19 protein-coding genes and 1 tRNA gene are annotated in these 20,473 nt (G+C 64.1%); 8 read left to right on the top strand and 12 right to left on the bottom strand.

What is annotated here, in order from left to right; genetic code table 11:
• Positions 1 to 166 precede the first annotated feature (166 nt).
• The gene (locus tag ACIQ3B_RS08755; RefSeq protein ID WP_397401643.1) at positions 167 to 2,992 is read left to right on the top strand and encodes a TonB-dependent receptor; all 2,826 of its coding nucleotides are present in this window, start codon (positions 167 to 169) and stop codon (positions 2,990 to 2,992) included.
• Positions 2,993 to 3,053: 61 nt separating this feature from the next.
• On the opposite strand, the gene ACIQ3B_RS08750 is transcribed toward ACIQ3B_RS08755, so the two are convergent.
• Complete coding sequence (locus ACIQ3B_RS08750) at positions 3,054 to 3,446, bottom strand: globin (protein ID WP_397401641.1); 393 nt, start codon at positions 3,444 to 3,446, stop codon at positions 3,054 to 3,056.
• A gap of 68 nt (positions 3,447 to 3,514) precedes the next feature.
• Here ACIQ3B_RS08750 and ACIQ3B_RS08745 point away from each other — a divergent pair, with 68 nt between their 5' ends.
• Complete coding sequence (locus ACIQ3B_RS08745) at positions 3,515 to 4,354, top strand: enoyl-CoA hydratase-related protein (protein ID WP_397401639.1); 840 nt, start codon at positions 3,515 to 3,517, stop codon at positions 4,352 to 4,354.
• A gap of 3 nt (positions 4,355 to 4,357) precedes the next feature.
• Positions 4,358 to 5,353: an MDR family oxidoreductase gene (locus ACIQ3B_RS08740; protein ID WP_397401637.1), complete on the top strand. Its 996-nt coding sequence runs from the start codon at positions 4,358 to 4,360 to the stop codon at positions 5,351 to 5,353.
• A 9-nt stretch (positions 5,354 to 5,362) separates the two neighbouring features.
• Here the strand turns inward: ACIQ3B_RS08740 and ACIQ3B_RS08735 are convergent, their stop codons facing one another.
• Positions 5,363 to 5,839 (bottom strand): glutathione peroxidase, encoded by a 477-nt coding sequence (locus ACIQ3B_RS08735; protein WP_397401635.1) that lies wholly within the window; start codon positions 5,837 to 5,839, stop codon positions 5,363 to 5,365.
• Positions 5,840 to 5,879: 40 nt separating this feature from the next.
• The gene (locus tag ACIQ3B_RS08730; protein ID WP_397401633.1) at positions 5,880 to 6,803 is read right to left on the bottom strand and encodes a Gfo/Idh/MocA family protein; all 924 of its coding nucleotides are present in this window, start codon (positions 6,801 to 6,803) and stop codon (positions 5,880 to 5,882) included.
• Between the two features lie 105 nt (positions 6,804 to 6,908).
• On the opposite strand from ACIQ3B_RS08730, the gene ACIQ3B_RS08725 reads away from it, so the two are divergent.
• Both ACIQ3B_RS08725 and ACIQ3B_RS08720 read left to right on the top strand, forming a co-directional pair.
• Positions 6,909 to 7,910: an NADP-dependent oxidoreductase gene (locus tag ACIQ3B_RS08725; RefSeq protein ID WP_397401631.1), complete on the top strand. Its 1,002-nt coding sequence runs from the start codon at positions 6,909 to 6,911 to the stop codon at positions 7,908 to 7,910.
• 178 nt (positions 7,911 to 8,088) lie between these two features.
• On the top strand, positions 8,089 to 8,991 hold the full coding sequence (locus ACIQ3B_RS08720) for a cobalamin biosynthesis protein CbiG (protein ID WP_397401629.1): 903 nt from the start codon (positions 8,089 to 8,091) through the stop codon (positions 8,989 to 8,991).
• On the opposite strand, the gene ACIQ3B_RS08715 is transcribed toward ACIQ3B_RS08720, so the two are convergent.
• Entirely contained in the window at positions 8,988 to 10,364 is a 1,377-nt protein-coding gene (locus ACIQ3B_RS08715) for an MATE family efflux transporter (protein WP_397401627.1), read from the bottom strand. The two genes, ACIQ3B_RS08720 and ACIQ3B_RS08715, sit on opposite strands and share 4 nt — an antisense overlap.
• A gap of 156 nt (positions 10,365 to 10,520) precedes the next feature.
• On the opposite strand from ACIQ3B_RS08715, the gene ACIQ3B_RS08710 reads away from it, so the two are divergent.
• Complete coding sequence (locus tag ACIQ3B_RS08710) at positions 10,521 to 11,000, top strand: DUF4188 domain-containing protein (RefSeq protein ID WP_397401625.1); 480 nt, start codon at positions 10,521 to 10,523, stop codon at positions 10,998 to 11,000.
• On the opposite strand, the gene ACIQ3B_RS08705 is transcribed toward ACIQ3B_RS08710, so the two are convergent.
• The 5 genes from ACIQ3B_RS08705 to glmU all read right to left on the bottom strand — a co-directional run bounded on the left by ACIQ3B_RS08705 (position 10,997) and on the right by glmU (position 17,126).
• Entirely contained in the window at positions 10,997 to 12,382 is a 1,386-nt protein-coding gene (locus tag ACIQ3B_RS08705; RefSeq protein ID WP_397401623.1) for a class II 3-deoxy-7-phosphoheptulonate synthase, read from the bottom strand. The genes ACIQ3B_RS08710 and ACIQ3B_RS08705 overlap by 4 nt on opposite strands.
• Before the next feature lie 82 nt (positions 12,383 to 12,464).
• Positions 12,465 to 13,661 (bottom strand): O-antigen ligase family protein, encoded by a 1,197-nt coding sequence (locus ACIQ3B_RS08700; RefSeq protein WP_397401621.1) that lies wholly within the window; start codon positions 13,659 to 13,661, stop codon positions 12,465 to 12,467.
• 34 nt (positions 13,662 to 13,695) lie between these two features.
• On the bottom strand, positions 13,696 to 15,078 hold the full coding sequence (gene gor, locus ACIQ3B_RS08695) for a glutathione-disulfide reductase (RefSeq protein WP_397401619.1): 1,383 nt from the start codon (positions 15,076 to 15,078) through the stop codon (positions 13,696 to 13,698).
• Positions 15,079 to 15,087: 9 nt separating this feature from the next.
• A complete protein-coding gene (gene rpiA / locus ACIQ3B_RS08690) occupies positions 15,088 to 15,771 on the bottom strand; it encodes a ribose-5-phosphate isomerase RpiA (protein WP_397401684.1) in 684 nt (227 codons plus the stop codon).
• Complete coding sequence (glmU, locus tag ACIQ3B_RS08685; RefSeq protein WP_397401617.1) at positions 15,771 to 17,126, bottom strand: bifunctional UDP-N-acetylglucosamine diphosphorylase/glucosamine-1-phosphate N-acetyltransferase GlmU; 1,356 nt, start codon at positions 17,124 to 17,126, stop codon at positions 15,771 to 15,773. The genes rpiA and glmU overlap by 1 nt, the downstream gene beginning before the upstream one ends.
• Before the next feature lie 109 nt (positions 17,127 to 17,235).
• On the opposite strand from glmU, the gene gph reads away from it, so the two are divergent.
• Both gph and ACIQ3B_RS08675 read left to right on the top strand, forming a co-directional pair.
• On the top strand, positions 17,236 to 17,949 hold the full coding sequence (gph, locus tag ACIQ3B_RS08680; protein WP_397401615.1) for a phosphoglycolate phosphatase: 714 nt from the start codon (positions 17,236 to 17,238) through the stop codon (positions 17,947 to 17,949).
• 20 nt (positions 17,950 to 17,969) lie between these two features.
• A tRNA-Val gene (locus ACIQ3B_RS08675) sits at positions 17,970 to 18,044 on the top strand.
• Positions 18,045 to 18,181: 137 nt separating this feature from the next.
• Here the strand turns inward: ACIQ3B_RS08675 and ACIQ3B_RS08670 are convergent.
• The 3 genes from ACIQ3B_RS08670 to ACIQ3B_RS08660 form a co-directional block, all read right to left on the bottom strand.
• Positions 18,182 to 18,787, bottom strand: coding sequence for a hypothetical protein (locus ACIQ3B_RS08670; RefSeq protein WP_397401613.1), 606 nt, complete (start codon positions 18,785 to 18,787; stop codon positions 18,182 to 18,184).
• 123 nt (positions 18,788 to 18,910) lie between these two features.
• Positions 18,911 to 19,435 (bottom strand): hypothetical protein, encoded by a 525-nt coding sequence (locus ACIQ3B_RS08665; RefSeq protein WP_397401611.1) that lies wholly within the window; start codon positions 19,433 to 19,435, stop codon positions 18,911 to 18,913.
• A 10-nt stretch (positions 19,436 to 19,445) separates the two neighbouring features.
• Positions 19,446 to 20,048 (bottom strand): hypothetical protein, encoded by a 603-nt coding sequence (locus ACIQ3B_RS08660; RefSeq protein WP_397401609.1) that lies wholly within the window; start codon positions 20,046 to 20,048, stop codon positions 19,446 to 19,448.
• Between the last annotated feature and the right edge of the window lie 425 nt (positions 20,049 to 20,473).

Below are 20,473 nucleotides of genomic sequence, written 5' to 3'. Positions count from 1 at the left end.
AGCGCTTCTTGCGTTAGGGCCGCGTGTTTTCCTGCCTAGCGTCCGGCCTCCGCCGCTCCGAATCCGGCGCTTAAAAGAATTGACGGCCTCCCCGGCGTGCTTCAGCTTCGAAATGAAGCGCAAAAAAATAGCGCTCACTCAAAACGCTGCGGGGAGGCAGTTGCATATGAAACTCAAGCACAGCTTGCTGATGTCTGGCGCCTGTATGGTGGCCATGGCCAGCGCGACAGGGGCCCAGGCCCAATCCACCAACACAATCGAAGAACTGGTCGTCACCGCCCAGAAGAAGGAGGAAAGCCTCCAGGACGTTCCGATCGCCGTTTCGGCGTTCGACCAGAACGCGCTCGAGAAGGCCAAGATCGACGGGGGCCCCAACTTGGTCCTGGCCGTGCCCAACGTGAACTTCTCCAAGGGCAACTTCACCGGCTATAACTTCCAGATCCGCGGCATCGGCTCGAAGCTGGTGGCGGGTTCAGGCGACGCTGGCACCGGCATTCACCTGAACAACGCCCCCTTGATCGCCAACAACCTGTTCGAGACCGAGTTCTACGACGTGGAACGGGTCGAGGTTCTGCGCGGCCCGCAGGGCACGCTGTACGGACGTAACGCCACGGGCGGCGTCGTCAACCTGATCACCGCCAAGCCCACCGACACCTTCCAGGGCAACATCAGGGCCGAGTACGGCAACTACAATACCCAGAAGCTGCGGGGCATGGTGAACCTGCCGCTGGGCGACAAGTTCGCGCTGCGGCTCGCGGGCAGCATGCTGAAGCGCGACGGATTCGGAAAGAATATCGTCACCGGCAATGACGCGGACGACCGTGACCTCTTCGGCACGCGCGCCTCACTGGCTTTCAATCCGACGGACAGGTTCCGCAGTTGGGTCGTCTGGGACCACTTTGAAGAGGACGACAATCGCTCGCGGATCGGCAAGCAGTTCTGCACAAAAGACAATGGTCCCAACACCGTGGGCGGCGTCGGCTTCTCCGCTGGTGGCGCGGGCGTGATCGAGCGCGGCCTGTTCAGCCAGGGTTGTCAGGCCGTCGGCCTCTACACGCCAGGCATGCTTGGAACGGTCAATTCTCAGGCCACATTGGGTGGTTTGTTCGGCACCTACGCCGGCTTCCAGACCGGTGACGCCTATGCCGGGAAGGTGCAGACCCCCAACATTCGCGACATCGAGTCGACGTTCGATCCGATCTACAAATCCAAGACCGACATCTACCAGTTCAACGCCGAATTCGACGTGTCCGACAACATCACGATGAACTGGCTGACGGCGTTCACCACCTACAAGCTGACGACCCGCCAGGACTACAATCGCTACACGCCCAGCGTGCCCTTCAACACGACGCCGAACCCGATCAATTTGTTTGCAGCCGTGCCCGGCTACGCCACAGCTATCTATCCGTCGCTGTTCCCCGGCGGGGTCATCAACGATCCGCAGAACGGGCCTTTCAATCGTTTCACGACCAGCGACATTTCCTCCGGCTACACCACACAGTGGAGTCACGAGATCCGCTTCCAGTCTGATTTCGACGGACCGTTCAACTTCAACGTCGGCGGCATTCTCACCCGCTTCCAGGGCACCGGCGACTATTACGTCATGTTCAACACCGGAACTGGCTTCTACCAGCTGAACAACGCCCTCGATCCGCGCAACGGCGGCCCGAACTGCGTGGCCGGCCCCACCTGCGTCGCCATCGACCCGAACAAGGACCCGACCCGAATAGGTCACAACTATTACGACTCCTATGGTCCATACGACCTGACGTCCTACGCCGCGTTCGGCGAGCTCTACTGGCAGATGAGCGAAAACTTCAAATGGACGGTCGGCCTGCGCTACACGGTTGACAAGAAAGACGTCGAGAACCACGCGGTCAACCTGGGCACGCCCGGTTCCGGGATCAGTGGTCCCCTCCCCGGCACCCCGGCCAACCTGAAGGTGTCCTTCAAGGAGCCCACCGGCCGCTTCGGGTTCGACTGGAAGCCGGACCTGGCCTTCACCGACGAGACCCTTGTCTATGCCTTCTACTCGCGGGGCTACAAGGCCGGTGGCCTTAACTCCCCTTGCAGCGGCGGCGCCGGCGTGATCTGCGGCCCGCCGACGTTCAAGCCCGAGTTCATCAACTCCTATGAGATCGGCGCCAAGAACGTCCTCCTCGACGGGACGATGACCCTGAACCTGGGCGCGTTCCACTATGACTACAAAGGCTATCAGATCTCCAAGATCGTGAACCGCGCCTCCACCAACGAGAACATCGACGCCAAGGTCAACGGCGCCGAGTTCGAATCGGTGTGGCAACCGCTGGATGGCCTGCGTCTGAATGCGGCGATCGGTTATCTGGACACCGAAATCCAGAGCACCAGTTCAATCGATACCTTCAACCGCACCCAGTCGAACCCGGCGCTCACCCTGGTGAAGTCCTCCGCGGCCTCAAACTGTGTGGTCACCACGGCGGCGGCGGCGACTGCCCTCTCCATCGCCAAGGCGACGGGCAATCCCTTCGCCCTGACGGCGGTCTGCACCACGGTGTCGACAGCGGGCGCCGGCGCCAACATCGGCAGCGGCGCTATCGCCACCGGCACCAACGCCTTCGGTGGCCTCGTCTCGGATGGCGTCCCGGTCAATCTGGCCGGCAACCCGCTCCCCAACGCGCCGCACTGGACTATCTCTCTGGGCGCCCAGTACACCATGGAGTTCGGGGACTGGAGCGCCACGATGCGCGGCGATTACTATCACCAGACGGAGTCGGTGACGCGGATCTGGAACAGCGTGTCCGACCGCGTGAAGGGCTGGGACAACGTCAACCTGACCCTCACTGTCGAAAACAGGGACCTGGGTATCGAGATCGCCGGCTTCATGAAGAACGCCACCAACGAAAAGGCGATCACCGACACCTATCTGACCGACGACTCCTCGGGTCTCTTCCAGAACGTCTTCTACACCGAGCCCCGCACCTACGGGATCTCGATCACCAAGCGCTGGTAGTCATTAGCCGACAACACTGAGGGGCGGCGGAGAAGTCCGCCGCCCTTTTTCTTTTGCGTTGTCAGACTGTTGTCGCCGTGACTTGATCGATCCTGGCTGTCCATGCCGCGTCGATATCCGCCGACCAGTCCGGTCCGGCGAGCTCACGGCATACATCGCGCACAATCCAGAAAAACCGGTCGAAGGTCGGGTTGTCGGTCCCGAATCCATCGTGGTTGACCCGCTCAGCGCGGATCAGATTGTTCTGATAGCCGCCGTCCGCGTGCATCAGACAATCGAACACCATGGTCAGCATCTCGGCGCGGATGGCGCCGCTGACATCGCGGATGAATCGCGGCTCGGTCTCGGGGAACTCCGCGAAAAGCCGCGCATAGATCGGCGTAGCCGGGTCACCGGCGCGTGCGACTACCGCGTCGAGCGAGTTGGCGATCAGATCCATTGTTGTCTCGCCCATGTGATCGCGCCTTCCCCTGCTCCCGGCCTGGCTATAGTCCTCAATGCAACAAAGCGCGGGGGAGCGGAATGGCGTTCGGGGAAATCCTCTACACGGTCGAGGACGGCGTGGGCGTTATCACGCTCAACCGGCCAGCCTATCGGAACGCCCAGGGCTACCGGATGCTCGACGAGATCGACGCGGCCTTCGATCTTGCGCTGACCGACCCTGCTGTTCGCGTGGTGCTGGTGCGCGGCGCGGGCGGAGTGTTTTCCACAGGTCACGATCTGGGTACGCCGGAGGCCCTCGAATACCGCCACAGCCTTGGGGCAAAGCCTGGCATCGAGACCTACGACCAGTTCAAGAGGTACAATCTCGACCTGCTGCTGAAGTGGCGGAACTTCCCCAAACCCACCATCGCCATGGTCGAAGGCTACTGCATCTATGCCGGCTGGATGCTGGCGGCGGCCATGGATGTGGTGTTCGCCGCCGAGGACGCGGAATTTCTGGCGGGCTTCGTGGAGTACATGTCGATCCCCTGGGACATCGGAATTCGGCGGGCCAAGGAACTCTGCTTCGAAAGCCGGTTCATCAGCGCCGGCGAGGCGGCTCGCTATGGCTTCGTGAACCGGGTGCTGCCCGGGTCCGACCTGGAGCGTGAAACCTTTGCCTGGGCCCGACGCGTAGCCGAGAACAGCCCGGAAGCGCTGCGGATGACCAAGATCCAGATGAACAAGGCCCAGGACGCCCAGGGGTTCACCCAGGCGCTGGAAGACAGTCTTGGCGACTATGTAGCCATGATGTGGATGCCCGGCACGGAAATGCAGGCGCCCGGAACCCGCCGGCTGCACACCGTTGATCTGGCCGTCAGAGGCCGGCGCGGTGAGCGCTTTGGCCTGCCCAACGCCCAACCCTCAGAAGCGAGTTGACCCATGAGCAATACCTTCCGCGCCCTGCGCCTGCACAAGACCGACGCGGCTCCGGACGCCCGGTTCGAGGACCTGAGTCTTGACGATCTGATGGGCGGTGACGTGGTGGTTCGGGTCGAGTGTTCGACCGTCAACTTCAAGGACGGCCTGGCGCTGACGGGCAAGTCGCCCGTGGTCCGGGTCTGGCCGCTGATCCCGGGCATCGATTTCGCCGGCGTGGTCGAGAGCTCGACGCATCAGGGTTTCAGGGCCGGCGAGCGCGTTGTGCTCAACGGCTGGGGCGTCGGCGAGGCGCACCACGGCGGCTACGCCCAGAAGGCGCGGGTCAAGGGTGACTGGCTGGTCAAGCTGCCCGACGACATCAGCAACCGACAGGCCATGGCCATCGGCACGGCCGGCTACACCGCCATGCTGAGCGTGCTGGCTCTCGAGCGACAGGGAGTCACGCCGGACAAGGGCGACATCCTGGTCACGGGCGCGGCAGGTGGGGTCGGCAGCGTGGCCGTGGCCCTGCTCGCGAAGCTCGGCTACCGGGTCGTGGCCTCATCGCGCCGCAAGGACAGTGAGAGCGCCTACCTCACGGGCCTCGGCGCGGCCGAGGTGCTGGACGCCGCCGAATTCTCGGCGCCGGGACGACCGCTGGCCAAGGAACGTTGGGCAGGCGCCGTGGACTCCGTAGGCAGCCACACGCTGGCCAATGTACTGGCCCAGACACGATATGGCGGCGTGGTTACGGCCTGCGGTCTGGCCCAGGGGATGGACCTGCCGGGATCGGTTGCGCCGTTCATCCTGCGCGGCGTGACCCTGGCCGGGATCGACAGCGTCATGCGACCGACGCCGGACCGGGTGGAAGCCTGGACACGACTGGCCCGCGATATGGACCGGGCTAAACTCGACGCCATGACCACTGACGCCACACTGACTGATCTGCCCCGACTGGCGGCCGATATCATGGAGGGCAAGGTGCGGGGTCGCGTGGTCGTGGACGTGAACGGGTAGTCGCCAACCCTAGAGCGCGCCCTCGATCGCCGAGACCAGTCCTGCGTCCTGAGGCTCGATGCGCGGGCCGAAGGCCTGCAGCGCCGCGCCATCCTTGCCGATCAGGATCTTGTGGAAGTTCCAGATCGGAACCGCTGGCTCACCGAGCGCGGCCTGCGCCCACTTGTAGAATGGATGGGCGTCGTCGCCCTTCACATCGACCTTGGAAGTCATCGGAAAGTCGATGCCGAAGGTGGTGCTGCAAAAGGTCTCGATGTCGGCTTCTGTGCCGGGCTCCTGCCCCATGAACTGGTTGCAGGGAACACCCAGCACGACGAGACCCTGATCCTTGTAGTCTGAGTACAGTTTCTCGAGGCCATCGTACTGCGGGGTAAGGCCGCACTTCGATGCGGTGTTGACCACCAGCACGACCTTGTCCCGGAAGGTCGACAGCGGCAACGGGGCGCCCTTGATCGAGCTGAATTCGTAGTCGAAGGCATTGGCCATGGCGCGGGTCTCCTGCTGGGTTGCTCGCAGGCTAGCCCCCTTACGCGGCGTTCTCCAACGCCTGTTCGACAGCCAGGGCCAGATCAAGGGCGGCAATAGCTTCCTGTGCCGTTACCACCGGCCTGGCGGCCTCGCCTCGCACAGCGGCCAGAAAGCCGGCCAGACTGGCGCCAAGGGGATCGGTGGCCGCCGCCGTACTCGCGAAGTCCGGGTTCAGCGCAAACGGCGTCGTATTGCGGAAGGTGCGCGCCAGAAAATCCACTTCGACTTCACCGGAGGCATAGACGATCCGCATGGTCCGGCGCCGTTCCGGGGCCAGTCGCGAGACATCAAGAATGGCGGTCAGACCGCTCTCGAAGGTGATCTCGGCGCGGGCCTGATCCCACACCCCATTGGGCCCCAGGACTCCCTCCCCCTCAGCCGTCACCGGATCCGAACCGGCGACCGTCAGCAGCAGATCCAGATCGTGGATCATCAGGTCCAGCACCGCCGATACGTCCTGACTGCGAGGTGACGGCGGACCGTGGCGCGTGGATTCCAGCAGCAAAGGCGTCTGCCCTGTGTCCAGAAGTCCCATAGCCTGGAAGACCACCCGCTCCTGGTGTCCACACGCAAGGATCAGTCCCCTTTTGGCCGCCGCGGCGCGCAGGCGTTCTGCGTCAGCCACGTCTACGCCGATGGGTTTTTCCACATAGACATGTTTGCCTGCCGCGATGGCCGCCATCGCCTGTTCCACATGAAAGGTCGCGGGCGATGCGACCGTGACCACATCCACGGCCTCCAGGAAGGTTTCAAGGTCGGCAAAGGCCCGTCCGCCCAGCGGCATGGCGACCGCGGCGGCGCGGTCCGGATAGCTGTCGAAGACACCGGAAAAGCTGACCCCCGCCATCCCGGCGTACTGGCGTGCATGATAACCGCCGAATACCCCCGCCCCGATGACGCCGCCTCGCAAAGTCTGAACCATGGAAACTCCGGACTGGGCGCGCGCGTTACCATACGCTGAGCCCTCGACGCCACCCGCGCAGGGTCCTACACCGCTTCTAACCAGAACGGGATGCAGGGACTGACCATGACCACCTATCGCGAAATCCGCCTCAAGAGCCGTCCAGTCGGTGTTCCGAAGGACGAAAACTTCGAGATCGCCTCGGTCGATCTGCCCGCGCCCGGCGCCGGCGAGGTGCAGGTCAGGAATCTCTGGATGACGGTCGACCCCTACATGCGGGGCCGCATGAACGACGTAAAGAGCTACTCCCCGCCCTTCGCGCTCGGAAAGGTGATGGACGGCGGCGCCGTCGGCGAGGTGGTGGCGTCCGGAGATCCCGGCCTGAAGGTCGGTGATCTGGTGCAGTCAGGCTTTGGCTGGCGCGAGGGCTTCAACGCTCCCGCCGGTCAGGTGCAGAAGCTGGAGACCATGGGCCTGGCGCCACAGGCATTCCTGGGCGCAGCCGGAATGCCCGGCCTGACCGCCTATGTCGGTTTGCTCAAGATCGCAGCGCTGAAGGACGGTGACGTTGTGTTCGTCTCGGGCGCGGCCGGCGCGGTAGGCTCCATGGTGGCCCAGATCGCCAAGGCCAAGGGCCATACGGTTATCGGCACGGCTGGTGGCGCGGACAAGATTGCCTACCTCAAGTCCATCGGCGTCGACCACGCCATCGACTACAAGGTCGAGAAGGATCTGACGGCGGCGCTAGCCAAGGCCGCACCGGACGGCATTGACGTCTATTTCGACAACGTCGGCGGAGATCATCTGGTCGCCGCCCTGAACGCCGCCCGTCCGTTCGCACGGTTCGCCCTGTGCGGGGCCATCTCGATGTACAACGCCACAGAGATGCCCGCCGGTCCGAACAACCTGGTCCAGATGGTGGGCAAGCAACTGCGGATGGAGGGCTTCATCGTCTCCAGCTCATGGGACATGATGCCGGCCTTCCTCAGCGACCTGTCCGGCTGGGTAAAGGACGGCAAGGTCACCTGGAAAGAGACTGTCTTCGAAGGTATCGAAAAGGCGCCAAACGCGTTCCGGGGCCTGTTCTCCGGCGAAAACCTCGGCAAGATGCTGGTCAAACTCGCCTAGAGCCTGTCCGGTTCAGGTGGAATTATCTGAACCGGATAAACAGGCTCGTTATCAAATGTTTAGAGCACGACGGGCGCTTGAACCGGTATCCACTTCAAGCTGTCGTGCTCTAAGCGCTGGACCACACCGGGCGGGGGCGTAAAAGCCCCCGTCGGATTCAGAAATATCGGAGCTCTCAGTGCCGCGCCTCTTCAGCGCCTACGTGATTGTCGACTGGAGCGCGGCCGCCAAGCCGACGACAGGCGCGGATTCCATCTGGATCGGCGTGCTCAAGCGCGACATTCGCTTCCGCATGGCCTTCGAGAGTTTCAACCCGTCGACGCGGGCCGAGGCCGAGACGCGACTGAACCTGATCCTTGATGACCTCAGGAAGCGCGGCGAACGCGTGCTGCTCGGCTTTGACTTTCCGCTCGGGTTTCCCCGTGGCTTCGCAGCCGCGCTGAGCCTGCCCGGCGATGAACCCTGGCGCGCGGTCTGGGACCAGCTCAACAAGATGGTCAAGGACAAGCCCGACAATCTCAACAACCGCTTTGGCGTCGGCTCCGAGATCAACCGGCGCATGACCGGCGGCCCATTTCCGTTCTGGGGTTGCCCGCCCAAGGACACGCTCACAACTCTACAGCCCAAGCGCTCACGACCGCACGGCCCTGATGATCTGCCGGAGTTCCGTTATGCGGACGAAGCGGCAAAGGGCGCGTCGTCGATCTGGAAGCTCTATTACAACGGCTCGGTGGGCGGTCAGGCGATCCTCGGCATCCCGTTCGTGCGTCGTCAAAAGGTAGCTCGTGGCGATGGATTCAGAGCCTGGCCGTTCGAGACCGGCTTCAAGGCGCTCACCGAGAAAGACCTCGAGGGCGTAGAGGTGGTGGTGGCGGAAGTCTATCCGTCGCTCCTGAAGCCTGCCGTGGCGCCGGGCGAGGTGAAGGATCTGGCTCAGGTTCGCACCACCGCCGAACACTTCGCGCGCCTGGACGAGGCGAACAAGCTGGGCGCGCTGTTCGCGCCGCCCAAGGGCACGCCCGCTACAGTGGTGGCCGAGGTCGAACGCGAGGAAGGCTGGATTCTGGGCGCAGGGGCTTAGAGTTCGCGCCGGCTCAGCATCCAGAACCGGCCCAGCAACAGCCCACACGAAATGAAGGTGGCGATCACGATGGCCCAGATGATGCCGTTGATGCCCAGCGCCATCGGGATCGCCAGCCACCAGGCGAGCGGCGCCATGATCACCACGTAGCTGAGCAGGTGGGTATAGCTGGGAACCCACACATCGCCGCGCGCGCGGAGCGACTGGGCCACCACCACCTGGATCGCATCCGGGAAAAAGAACAGGCAACTGATGATCAGCGCAGGGGCGGCCATTGCGATCGTGGCAGCGTCCTTTGTGTAGCCCGAGGCGATCAATTCCGCCGTGGGCCAGATGATCCCCGAGACCAGCAGGCCGAAGGCCGCCGCCACGCTGAAGGCCACCACCGCGGCCCGGTTCACCGCCGCGGCGTCCCTCGCCCCATACGCCTTGCCCACCAGTACGGCGGCGCCCGTCGCCAGGCCCAGAGGAACCATGAACACGATCGAGGCGACATTGAGCGCGATGGCGAAGGCCGCGACCGCCAGGCCGCCAATCCAGCCGGCAATGATGTTCATGCCCGCAAACGAGGCTACCTCGAAGAAGTTGGAGGCCCCGGCGCCATAGCCGATCTGGCGTTGCTCAACCTCTGCGGCGCGATCGCGCTCAGGCTTACGGAACACGCCCAGCGCCCGCGCCTCCGGCATTCTCGCGATGAACACCAGCATGGCGATCACAAGAAACGCCCGCGCGCCCGTGGTGGCCCAGGCCCCGCCTACCGCGCCCAGCGCTGGCAATCCCAAAGTACCCGGCACCAGCAAAAGCAGCAGGCCCAGATTCACCACATTCGCCGCCCACATGGCCCATGCGCCGGGTCCCGGCCGCGACTGACCTTCCAGCCACATGCTGGCGGTCACCGCCAGACCGTAGAACGGGAGCGACAGGGCAAAGATCGTCAGGACTTCCGATGAGCCGGCCGCCAGGTCCGGCTCCAGTCCGATGGCGTGCATGAACGGCGGCCCGGCCACGATCAGCACGATCATCGAGACCAGCCCGATCCAGAAACTGTAGACCAGCCCGCGCCGCAAGACCGCGCCGGTCAGGTCGCGACGCCCCTCCCCGATCCGCCGGGCCGTCATGACATTCACGCCGGTCAACAATCCGATGGCGAAGGTCAGCACCACGCTGGTCGGGGCCCAGGCCAGTGCGTGATAGCCAAGCTCCTGGGCGGAGTATCGCCCCACGACGATCGTATCGCACAGCCCCATGGCCATGATGCCAAGACGCGAGATCACGACCGGGCCGGACAGGCCCAGGAGTGACATCAGGTCAGTGCGAACGGGGCCGAGACGCCCCCCGGAATCGGCGGGCTCAGGGGCCGCTGGGCGGTCCATGGCGCGAATCCAGGATTTTCAAAGCGTGGCGGACACTGGCGCAACCGGCGGAGCCGGGCAAGCCGGGTTCCGCCCGTTTCGCCGCGCCTGTAGCACATTGCGTGGACTACGTATCCGGGCGACCTTCAGTCTGCGCGAAACGTGGGGGAGTTGCTGGTGTCGCACATCACAGAACGCAGGGTTTGTGCGGAAGTCGAGGGCGGCTTCGTGCTCTTTCTCATAGGTATGCGGATCAACAAGCCGTGGAAATTCTGGAAGTGGGGACCGATCGCGGCGGCCATGCCGCGCATGCTGATCGAATTGGCCAGACAGCCGGAACTGGGGCTGCTGCATGCACGCACTCACTTCAACTTCCCGAACATCATGGTCGTGCAGTACTGGCGCGACTTCGACGCCCTGGAGGCCTACGCCAAGGCCCGCGATCACGCTCATCTCCCAGCCTGGCAGGCGTTCAACAAGGCCATCGGGTCCAACGGCGACGTTGGCATCTGGCACGAGACCTATGTGATCGGTCCCGGCCAGTACGAGAACATCTACAACAACATGCCGCCCTATGGTCTGGGCGCCGTCGGAACCATTGTCGATGCCGTCGGTGGCCGACAGGCGGCGCGGCAGCGGGTCAGGTCTGGGACCTAAACGCCCGCCGTCGCCCGTTGCGCAACAACCCCGGCGTCATCCTTCAGCTTCTCCGCAACCAGGAACGCCAGTTCCAGCGCCTGCTCGCCGTTCAGCCTCGGGTCGCAGTGAGTGTGGTAGCGGTCGGCCAGGTCACCCTCGGCCACAGCCCGCGCGCCGCCCAGGCACTCGGTGACGTTCTGGCCTGTCATTTCCAGGTGAACGCCACCCGGGTGGACACCCTCTGCCTTGCAGATCTCGATGAAGCTTTTGACCTCGGAGAGGATGCGGTCGAACGGCCGGGTCTTGTAGCCGTTGTTGGCCGTGAGCGTGTTGCCGTGCATCGGGTCGATGGCCCAGACAACATTACGGCCCGACGCCTTGGTGGCGCGCAGCAGTTCCGGCAGCCGCGCGGCGATCTTGTCCGAGCCGAAGCGGCCGTAAAGCGTGATGCGTCCGGCTTCGTCCGCAGGGTTCAGCGTGTCGATCAAGCGCAATACGTCGTCACCCTCCATGGTCGGGCCGCACTTGATGCCGATCGGATTGCGGATACCGCGGAAGAACTCCACGTGCGCCCCATCCAGCTGGCGTGTGCGCTCGCCGATCCACAGCAGGTGGGCGGAGGTGTCGTACCATTCGCCCGAGGTGCTATCGACCCGGGTCATGGCTTCCTCATAGCCCAGCAGCAGGCCCTCGTGGCTGGTGAAGAACTCCACCTGGCGCAGGGTCGGCTGACTCTCGGGCGTGACGCCGATGGCCTCCATGAACTGCAGGGTCTCGCTGATCTTGTCGGCGAATTCGCGGTACCGCGCGCCTTGCGGGCTGTCGGCCACGAAACCCAGGGTCCAGCGATGGATATTGTGCAGGTCGGCATAGCCGCCGCCGGCGAAGGCGCGGATCAGGTTGAGCGTTGACGAAGACTGGGCATAGGCCTGCATCAGGCGCTGCGGATCAGGAATCCGGGCCTCCGGCGTGAACTCCATGCCGTTGATGTTGTCCCCACGATAGGACGGAAGCTCGACGCCATCGATCACTTCGACGGGCGAGGAACGCGGCTTGCCGAATTGGCCGGCCATGCGGCCCACCTTGACGACCGGCTTGCCGCCGGCGAAGGTCAGCACCACGGACATCTGCAGGATCAACCGGAACAGGTCGCGGATATTGTCCGCGTGGAACTCCTTGAAACTTTCGGCGCAGTCGCCGCCCTGCAGCAGGAACGCCTTGCCCGCCGCAACATCGGCCAGTTTGTTCTTCAGGCGTCGCGCCTCGCCTGCAAAAACCAGGGGCGGCATCCGGCGAAGGTCTGTCTCGACACGCGTCAGCTCGGCCAGGTCCGGATAGTCGGCCGGGATGTGCTTGGCGGGTTTGGCTCTCCAGGAGGCCGGGGTCCAGTGTTCGGTCATGGCTCTAACGTCAGAAGCCGCCGGGGTTTCGGCGGGCCGGGCGTTTTACGCGCATTGTCGGGCGGCGTCGACGGGGTTGGTTTCAGGCGGTTTTCGAGGAGGTCGCCGCGAGCGCCACGACCACGGCGACAAGTGCGGCCAGCGCCAGCCACCACTCCTGCCACACCCCGAAGCTGACGAAGCCGAAGAATAGATAGACCGAGGCAGACCCGGCTGATGCGGCGGCCAGCAGGGTACGATCCTCCCGGACCAGGCGCCGAAACAGGAATGCCCAGGTTAGCGCGGCGAGCACAGCCCCCAGAGCCCCCAGCTCAAGCCAGATCTGCAAGGCGCCATTGTGCGGGTGGAGCTGTATCGAAGGGCTGAATGCCCGGCTGGCGTCGAGACCCCAGCCGCGCCAGGGATGTTCGGAAATCCGCGCGATGGCAAAGGCCCAATAGCCCATCCGCTGTTCCCAGGAGACCGGGAGGTTTGCGCCGAACCCGCCCAGCCGAACCAACAGGATCAGCACCGGCATCACCAGCATCAACAACGCAGCGACTATCGCCAGAATTTTCGGCGCAGAGCGGGGCCAGATCCAGACCGCCGCGCCAACCGCGATCGCCAGCGCCACAGCAAGCACCGGAGCGTCGGACAGGAAACGCTGGGCCAGCACCACCGTACCCAACACCATAAGCCCTCCCAGCCAGCGGGGCGCACCGGCCCGCGCGCCGGCGACAGCGACCACCGGCCAAAGCAGCGCCAGAACAAAGGCGCCCTGCGCCAGGTTCTTGCGACCCAGGTCCGGCCGGATCGGATCATTCATCAGATTGCGAAGCGCCTGATAGACGCCGCCATTTGTCAGGGCCTCCAGCAGCAGCAGGCCGCCATAGGCCGCCAGCCCCCAGGCCAGAACCCTCAGCGCCAACGCCGCCAGTCCCGGATCAGCGCGCCGCGCGCCACACCAGGCCGCATAGTAGAGCGGCAGCTGCGCGGCCAGCTTCAGGGCGACACTATCCTCCAGGCTCAGAGCGGGATGAAACGTCCAGAGCGTGGACAATGCCGCCCAGGCAAGGCCGAACAACAGGATGATTGCCAGCGGCGCCTCCGGTTCGCGAAGGCGCAGCGCCGGCAGGCAAAGCAGACCTGCAAGCGCCATCAACGCGGCAAACCCCAACGGTCCCAACCACGCCATGAGCGGCGTAAGCCCTGCCACGCCCACCATCACCCATCCGCACCAGACTGCCAGGCGATCACGGGCGCCGCGCGGCGCCGGCGCCGGGTCTTCGGCCGCCGTCAAAAGATCTGCCCGGCACAGCGCCGGCGAGGCGGGGTCACGACACTGCGCCCAGAGACGGCGGCGCCATCTTGTCGCGCATCGTCACCAGTTCCTCGGCCAGTGTCGGGTGAACCGCACAGGTCGCGTCCCATTGCGGCTTGGTCACGCCCATCTTCATGGCGATCGCCGCCATCTGGATGATTTCCGGGCCATCGGGGGCGACCACATGGCAGCCGACGATGCGCTCACCAGCCTGCTCAACCACCAGCTTGATCATCGCCCGCTGATGGCCGCCGTAGAAGGTCTCCTTCATCGGCCGGAACTTCGACATGTAGATGTCGACCTTTCCGTACTTGTGGCGGGCGTCCGCCTCGGACAGACCAACCGACCCTATCTGTGGCTGGGTGAAGACGGCCGAGGCAACCATTTCGTGGTCGAAGGTGGTCGGGTTGTTGAAGAATTCGGTCTGGGCGAAGGCTGCACCCTCCCGGATCGCCACCGGGGTCAGGTTGATGCGGTCGGTGACGTCGCCCACGGCCCAGATGTTGTCGACGCTGCTGCGGGAGTATTCGTCGACCTTCACGGCGCCGTTTTCTGTCACGGCGACGCCCGCGGCGTCGAGGCCCAGACCCTCGGTGTAGGGTTCACGACCGAGCGCGAACATGACGACGTCCGTCGTGGTGGCGTGGCCATCGGAACACCGGCTGACAAGACCGTCCGCGGTCTTCTCGATGTCGGTGATGCGTGTCCCCAGCCGCACCTTGATCCCGCGCGCCTCCATCTCCTCGGCCACGTGGCTGCGGATGTCGTCGTCAAAACCGCGAAGTACGTTCGGGCCCCGGTGAACCACCGTCGTATCCACACCCAGGCCATTGAAGATGCAGGCGAACTCAAGCGCGATATAGCCTCCGCCCGCCACCACAACGCGCTTTGGAAGCTGCTCCAGGTGAAACGCCTCATTGGAGGTTATGGCGTGCTCGATGCCGGAAACGTCCGTCGGCATCCAGGGTCGACCGCCGGTGGCGACCAGGATCTTGGCGGCCGTCACGGTTCCGTGGCCTTCGACTTCGATCGTATGGCGGCCGGTGAGGCGGGCCTTTCCGTGGATCAACTCGGCGCCGGCGTTCTGCAGGTTGCGGACATAGATGCCGGAGAGCCGTGCAATCTCGATGTCCTTGGCCATCAGGAACTTCGGCCAGTCAAACCGTGTCTCTCCGATCTCCCAGCCATAGCCCCGGGCTGTATCGAAAGATTTCGAATATTCAGAGGCATAGACCATGAACTTCTTGGGCACACAGCCGCGGATCACACAGGTGCCGCCCACCCGGCTTTCCTCCGCCACAGCGACCCGCGCGCCCGACATCGCAGCCAGACGTGCAGCGCGCACGCCGCCCGAACCGGCGCCGATGACGAAGAGATCATAGTCATAGTCGGCCATGCCAGTTACCTAGGGTTCGAGTTCAAACACGCCGTCGGGGCCGCCGATCAGCGCACAATCGGCCAGATCGAGAAACAGGCCGTGATCGACCACGCCGGTGACGCTCTTCAGCGCCGCCGCCAGCATCGCCGGTTCCTCTATGCGCCCGCACGCCACATCATAGATCAGATTGCCGCCATCCGTGCGGACCGGTTCGCCGTCGCGCCGTCGCAGCGCCGGCATCATGCCGATCTCGCACTCGGCGAGGACGTCGCAAATTCTCAACGCCGTGATCTTGTGACCGAACGCCACCACCTCGATGGGTAGCGCGAACTTGCCAAGCGTTTTCACATGCTTGGCGGCGTCGGCAATCACCACGCAGCGGCTCGAGGCCTCCCAGACCAGCTTCTCGCGCAGCAGGGCCGCGCCCCCGCCCTTGATCAGCGACAGGCCCGGCCCGATCTCGTCGGCGCCATCAACGGTCAGGTCGATGGTGCGGGTGTCGCCCAGCTGGGCGATGCGAATGCCAAGGCTGGTCGCCAGATCGGCGGTGGCCTGCGAGGTGGGCACGCCCACGATGTCCAGCTTCCGCGCGGCGAGGGCACGTACGAACCATGCGGCGGTGGAGCCGGTGCCCAGACCCACCACCATGTCCGCTTCAACAAGTTTGGCGGCCGCTTCGCCTGCGGCGCGCTTCTGGCCGTCAACATCGATCATTTCGCCGCAGCCTTCTTCTTCGCCGCCATCACCTGCCGGAAACGCGCCGCCCAGCCGGCCTTCTCGATCTGGGTTCCCCGTTCCAGCGCCAGGGCGTCGGCCGCCACGTCCTTCGTGATCACCGAGCCGGACCCGATATAGGCGCCCTCGCCCACAGAGATCGGCGCCACCAGGGCAGTGTTGGAGCCCACAAAGGCCCCGGCCCCCACATGGGTGTCATATTTGAAGAAGCCGTCGTAGTTGCAGAAGATGGTGCCCGCTCCGATGTTGGCGCCCGCCCCCACCGACCCGTCGCCGAGGTAGCTCAGGTGATTGGCCTTGGCGCCCTTTCCGACCGTGACCTTCTTCACCTCCACGAAGTTGCCGATGTGGGCCTCCTCGCCGATGTCGGCGCCAGGACGTAGCCGCGCATAGGGGCCGACCAGCGCGCCCGCGCGCACGATCGCGCCCTCCAGATGGCTGAAGGCCCGGATCACCGCACCGGTCTCCACCCTGACGCCGGGGGCGAACACGACGTAGGGCTCAACCGTGGCGCCGGGCGCCAGATCCGTGTCCCAGGAAAAATGCACCGTCTCGGGCGCCGGCATGGCCACGCCCTGCGCCAGAAACTGCTCGCGGCGCCGGCGCTGGAAGATCGCCTCGGCCTGCGCCAGCTGCGCCTGGGTGTCGGCCCCCATCACCGCCGACTCCGGGGCGATGTTGGCCCGAACCACGGCCTCCTCGTGGGTCGCTTCAGACACGATATCGGTGATGAAGTACTCGCCCTTGGGGTTGTCGTTCTTCACCCGACCCAGCCAGCGGAAGAGGTCCCTGGCATGAGCGACATACATGCCGCCGTTGCAAAGCTTGACCGAGCGGATCTCTTCCGTGGCCTGGCTCGGCTCGACAATCCGGATCACATGACCATCCGCACCCCGCAGCACCCGGCCATACAGCAACGGATCGTGCGGCTCGAAGCCCATGATGGCCAGGGCCGCGCCTTTCGTGCGAAGCGTGAACAGATATTCCAGGTCCTGGGGCGAGAGCAGCGGGCAGTCGCCGTTCACCACCAGGACATCGCCCTCGAAGTCAGCCAGCACATCGCGCGCCGCCAGCACCGCATGGCCGGTGCCGAGCGGCGGGTCCTGCAGCACAGGCGCGCCTTCACCCAGTCGTTCCACGGCGCGCGCCCGCACCTCCGGACTATGGTTGCCCACCACTACATGGATCCGGTCGCAGCCAGCCGCCTGCACCGTGTCGATCACCCGGTCCAGCAAGCTGCGCCCGCCCACCTTGTGCAGGACCTTGGGGATCGGCGACTTCATCCGCGTGCCCTGGCCGGCGGCCATGATCACGGCAGCGCGTGCGGTCATTCGGTGTTCCCCCGGGCGAACTGAGTCTTTCTGGAATATGGGCTTAGCAAGCCTTGTGGCGACGCGCGAGAAACAGCTAGCCTCTCCGCTACGTTCCCGGGGGAAATTCATGACAACGCGCGCCTCCCTCGCCGGCGCCACCATCGCCTTCGACCTCGACGGTACCCTGGTCGACACCGCGCCCGATCTCATCGGCACGCTGAACGTGCTGCTGGAGCAGGAAGGCCTGCCGCCTTTCCCGATCGCCAGGGCCAGACCCTTCATCGGTCGCGGCGCACGCTGGATGATCGAGACCGGGTTCGAGGCGGCGGGTGCGCCGCTGCACCCGGACCGCGTCCCGGCGCTATTCGACCGCTTCATCGCCCGTTACCTGAGCCGCATCGCCGATGAGAGCCGGCCGTTTCCCGGTTGCGAGGCCGCCCTCGATCACCTGAAGGCCAGGGGCGCAAGGCTCGTGGTCTGCACCAACAAGCGCACTGACCTGTCTGTGGCGTTGCTCAAGGCCCTGGGCCTGGCCCGCCGCTTCGAGGCCGTCATCGGCGCCGACGCCGCCCCCGCCATCAAGCCCGACGCCCGACATCTCCAGGCCGCCGTGGACGCCGTGGGCGGCGACATGGCCCGCACCATCATGGTCGGCGACGCCGCCACCGACGCCGGCGCGGCGCGCAACGCCGGTGCGCATCTCGTCCTGGTCAGCTTCGGCTACACAGAAATCCCGGTCGCCGAGCTCAACCCCGACATCCTGATCGACCACTTCGAGGAATTGCCCATGGCCTGCGCCCGCCTCCTCGGCGCTTGCGACCCGAAGGCCGAAACGCTATAGCCCCCGCCCTGCCCTGCAGCGGATGCGTAGCTCAGCGGGAGAGCACCTCGTTCACACCGAGGGGGTCACAGGTTCAATCCCTGTCGCATCCACCACTTTTCTCCTAAACCTTTAGGGTTATCCATCCCCCAAGCCGCTACCGTCTAAGCAGGTGAGCGGCGAGTGTCAGCGCCATTTCAGGAAGAGCGCGACTGAAGACCTCGCCTGACCGCGCCGAAGGCGGTAACAACGGTCAGTCCGAAGGCTCCGCCGCCTTCGCGTCCATAAACCCGAGCGCCACCCAGCGAAGTCCGCGGAACATCGCCCAGAGCACCGCGTACAGAACTCCGAGCGACAAAGTGAGCGCAACGCCAGCTCTGAAGGCTGTCGCAAGGCTCATTGGGTTGTCGTACTTTGCTGAAGGTGCACGGATTGGAGTCTGGGCAGGCTTCTGCCTCAGCGGATCCCCTGCAAAGCCCTCTCTAGAAATCATCCCCTCAGCGGCGGTCAGCGGGACAAGTGTTCCACCGAGTTGTGCGACGTATCTATCATTCCGGGTCGCGAGGAGTTGTTGGTCCGTCCATTTCGCGAGGTACGAAGAAGGCTCCTCATCCGGCTTAACAATCAGCTTGTCATTATTGTAGGCAACGACCGCTGCCATAGCCTCCCATTCTTCGCGCCCTTGGGTGACGAAGACCAGGCCACGAGGGGACGTGACAGTATAGACTTTCGGATGAAGTTGTTTCTCTCGCTCGTCCCATCCCATCTTCAAGACGGTACCAACAGCAACGATAGACGCGACGCCATAGAGTATGGCCGTAACCCTAGCCAGTCGCGCAAAGCCTAGCCTGACGTTCAACGCCCACCCGTCCCGTTTCCCTTGGTGAAGGTCACACCCCTGCCTACAGGGAGTCAACTCAGGCGTCGGCGAGGTCGCCCTTCTTGATCCGCCCACGGATACCTGGGCAACAATCGGCGACATTTAGGGCGCGAGCTTGGTCGCCTGAGCGTCAGTGACTGTCACCACAAATCTTAAGCCTGCGAAGGCACGTTCTTCGTTCAGCAATGGTCCCTGCCAACACATGCTCAGCGTCTTGGTCGCTGGGATGATGACATCCGTGACGAACATGTCCGAGCCTGAGACGGCGAGATTGGTAGTCCTACCCGGCTCATACGCCGCCACTTTGAAACTGACGCTCCCGACCCGCTCCTGGGAGTTATTCTTCAACGCTACGTGCAGGGGAAGAGCCGCGTCGCAATCCGGGCTTCCGAGGGTAGCGGTTCCGGCTATTTGATCAGGCAGGGACGGCGGCGGCGGACGTGACTCCCATACGACAGCCGCAGCGGCGATGCCTCCGACGACTACGGCCAGCAGGATTACGCTGCGCCACGTCGTCTCAAGCAGCTTCATCGCCACATCGCCGAGCGAGACTGGTCGTGTCAATTTGCCGATGAAAAACGGGCCATTCCAAACCGCCCGGGCCACCGCGCCTATCATCCGAATCATAGGTCGTCCTTCAGCGCCAGTTGGCGAACACCACCGCTCCAGCGATTGCGGCGAGCAGCAACACTCCGCCTTTAAGCCACTTGAGCGTTTCCTGAAGGATGGGCGCAAGATCGGCTCCGACCGGCGTGGTTGGCTCACCCGGTAATAAATCCTCAGGCTCATCTTTCAGCGGTAGGTCGTAGTCCATGTTGACGATTGGCAGCATCGACGTGTCCTTATTGTCGGGCCAACGCTTCTCGCGGCCGTCCCCGCCATAGCCATAATGGAGGCCGCGAACCTCAAGCTGAACACGCTTCGGAAAGAGGCCATTCTCAGCAAACCGAACAAGCGACGCCATCACCTCGGCGGGCGCGTATACTTCGAAAAAGATCGAGGCAGGTCCGCTGTGCAAGCCGTCGCTATCAGCCCACTCAGGGCTGTAGATCATCATACCAAACGGCAGGTCATCCTTGCTCTTCAATGAGTCTTTGACTCCTTTGGTTCGCTCGGCAATCGATTTTCGGAACTCTGGCGCCGTCTCTCGGATGGTCAGGTGCATCTCACGCTCGTTCGGCGTCTCGCCCGTGCCGAGTTCGAGGCTTTCAGGGAATGGAAGCCGAACCTTCAGGTTCAACGTCCACTTTCCCGCGTGTAGCGCTCCGTAGATCGAGCCAAATCTTGACGTCAGTTTAGCTGATTGGACTTCGAGCGTTATGGACGGCATTGGCTCCTCCTGGAGCCACGCTAGGGCGTTCTCCGGAGACTTCAAAGGCCATTGGACGGCGCAGGGCCTACGCTCCGCAGGCGACTTTCCAACTTGTTGAGCTGCCTATCCCCCCCACCCCCCGAAATGTGGGCGGGACTAAACCACTCTGCGTTCTACTCTTCCGGGCTGAGATAACCCAGTTGAGAGCAGCTTGGCACAGCAGCGCCTCAGAGCCGGAATTTCGGTGATGGTGTGGGCGGTGTCAATGTTGAAGTGCGACGGGCTTTTCGTGGGTGTTGGTGCTGTTGATGAGCTGTTGGAAGACTTCGTTCGGGGTCATGAAGTCGAGGATT

It is taken from the genome of Phenylobacterium sp. (assembly GCF_044358365.1).
GTDB lineage: Bacteria > Pseudomonadota > Alphaproteobacteria > Caulobacterales > Caulobacteraceae > Phenylobacterium.
Note: the sequence above shows the minus strand (reverse complement) of the source record. Positions and strands in the feature narration are given on the sequence as shown.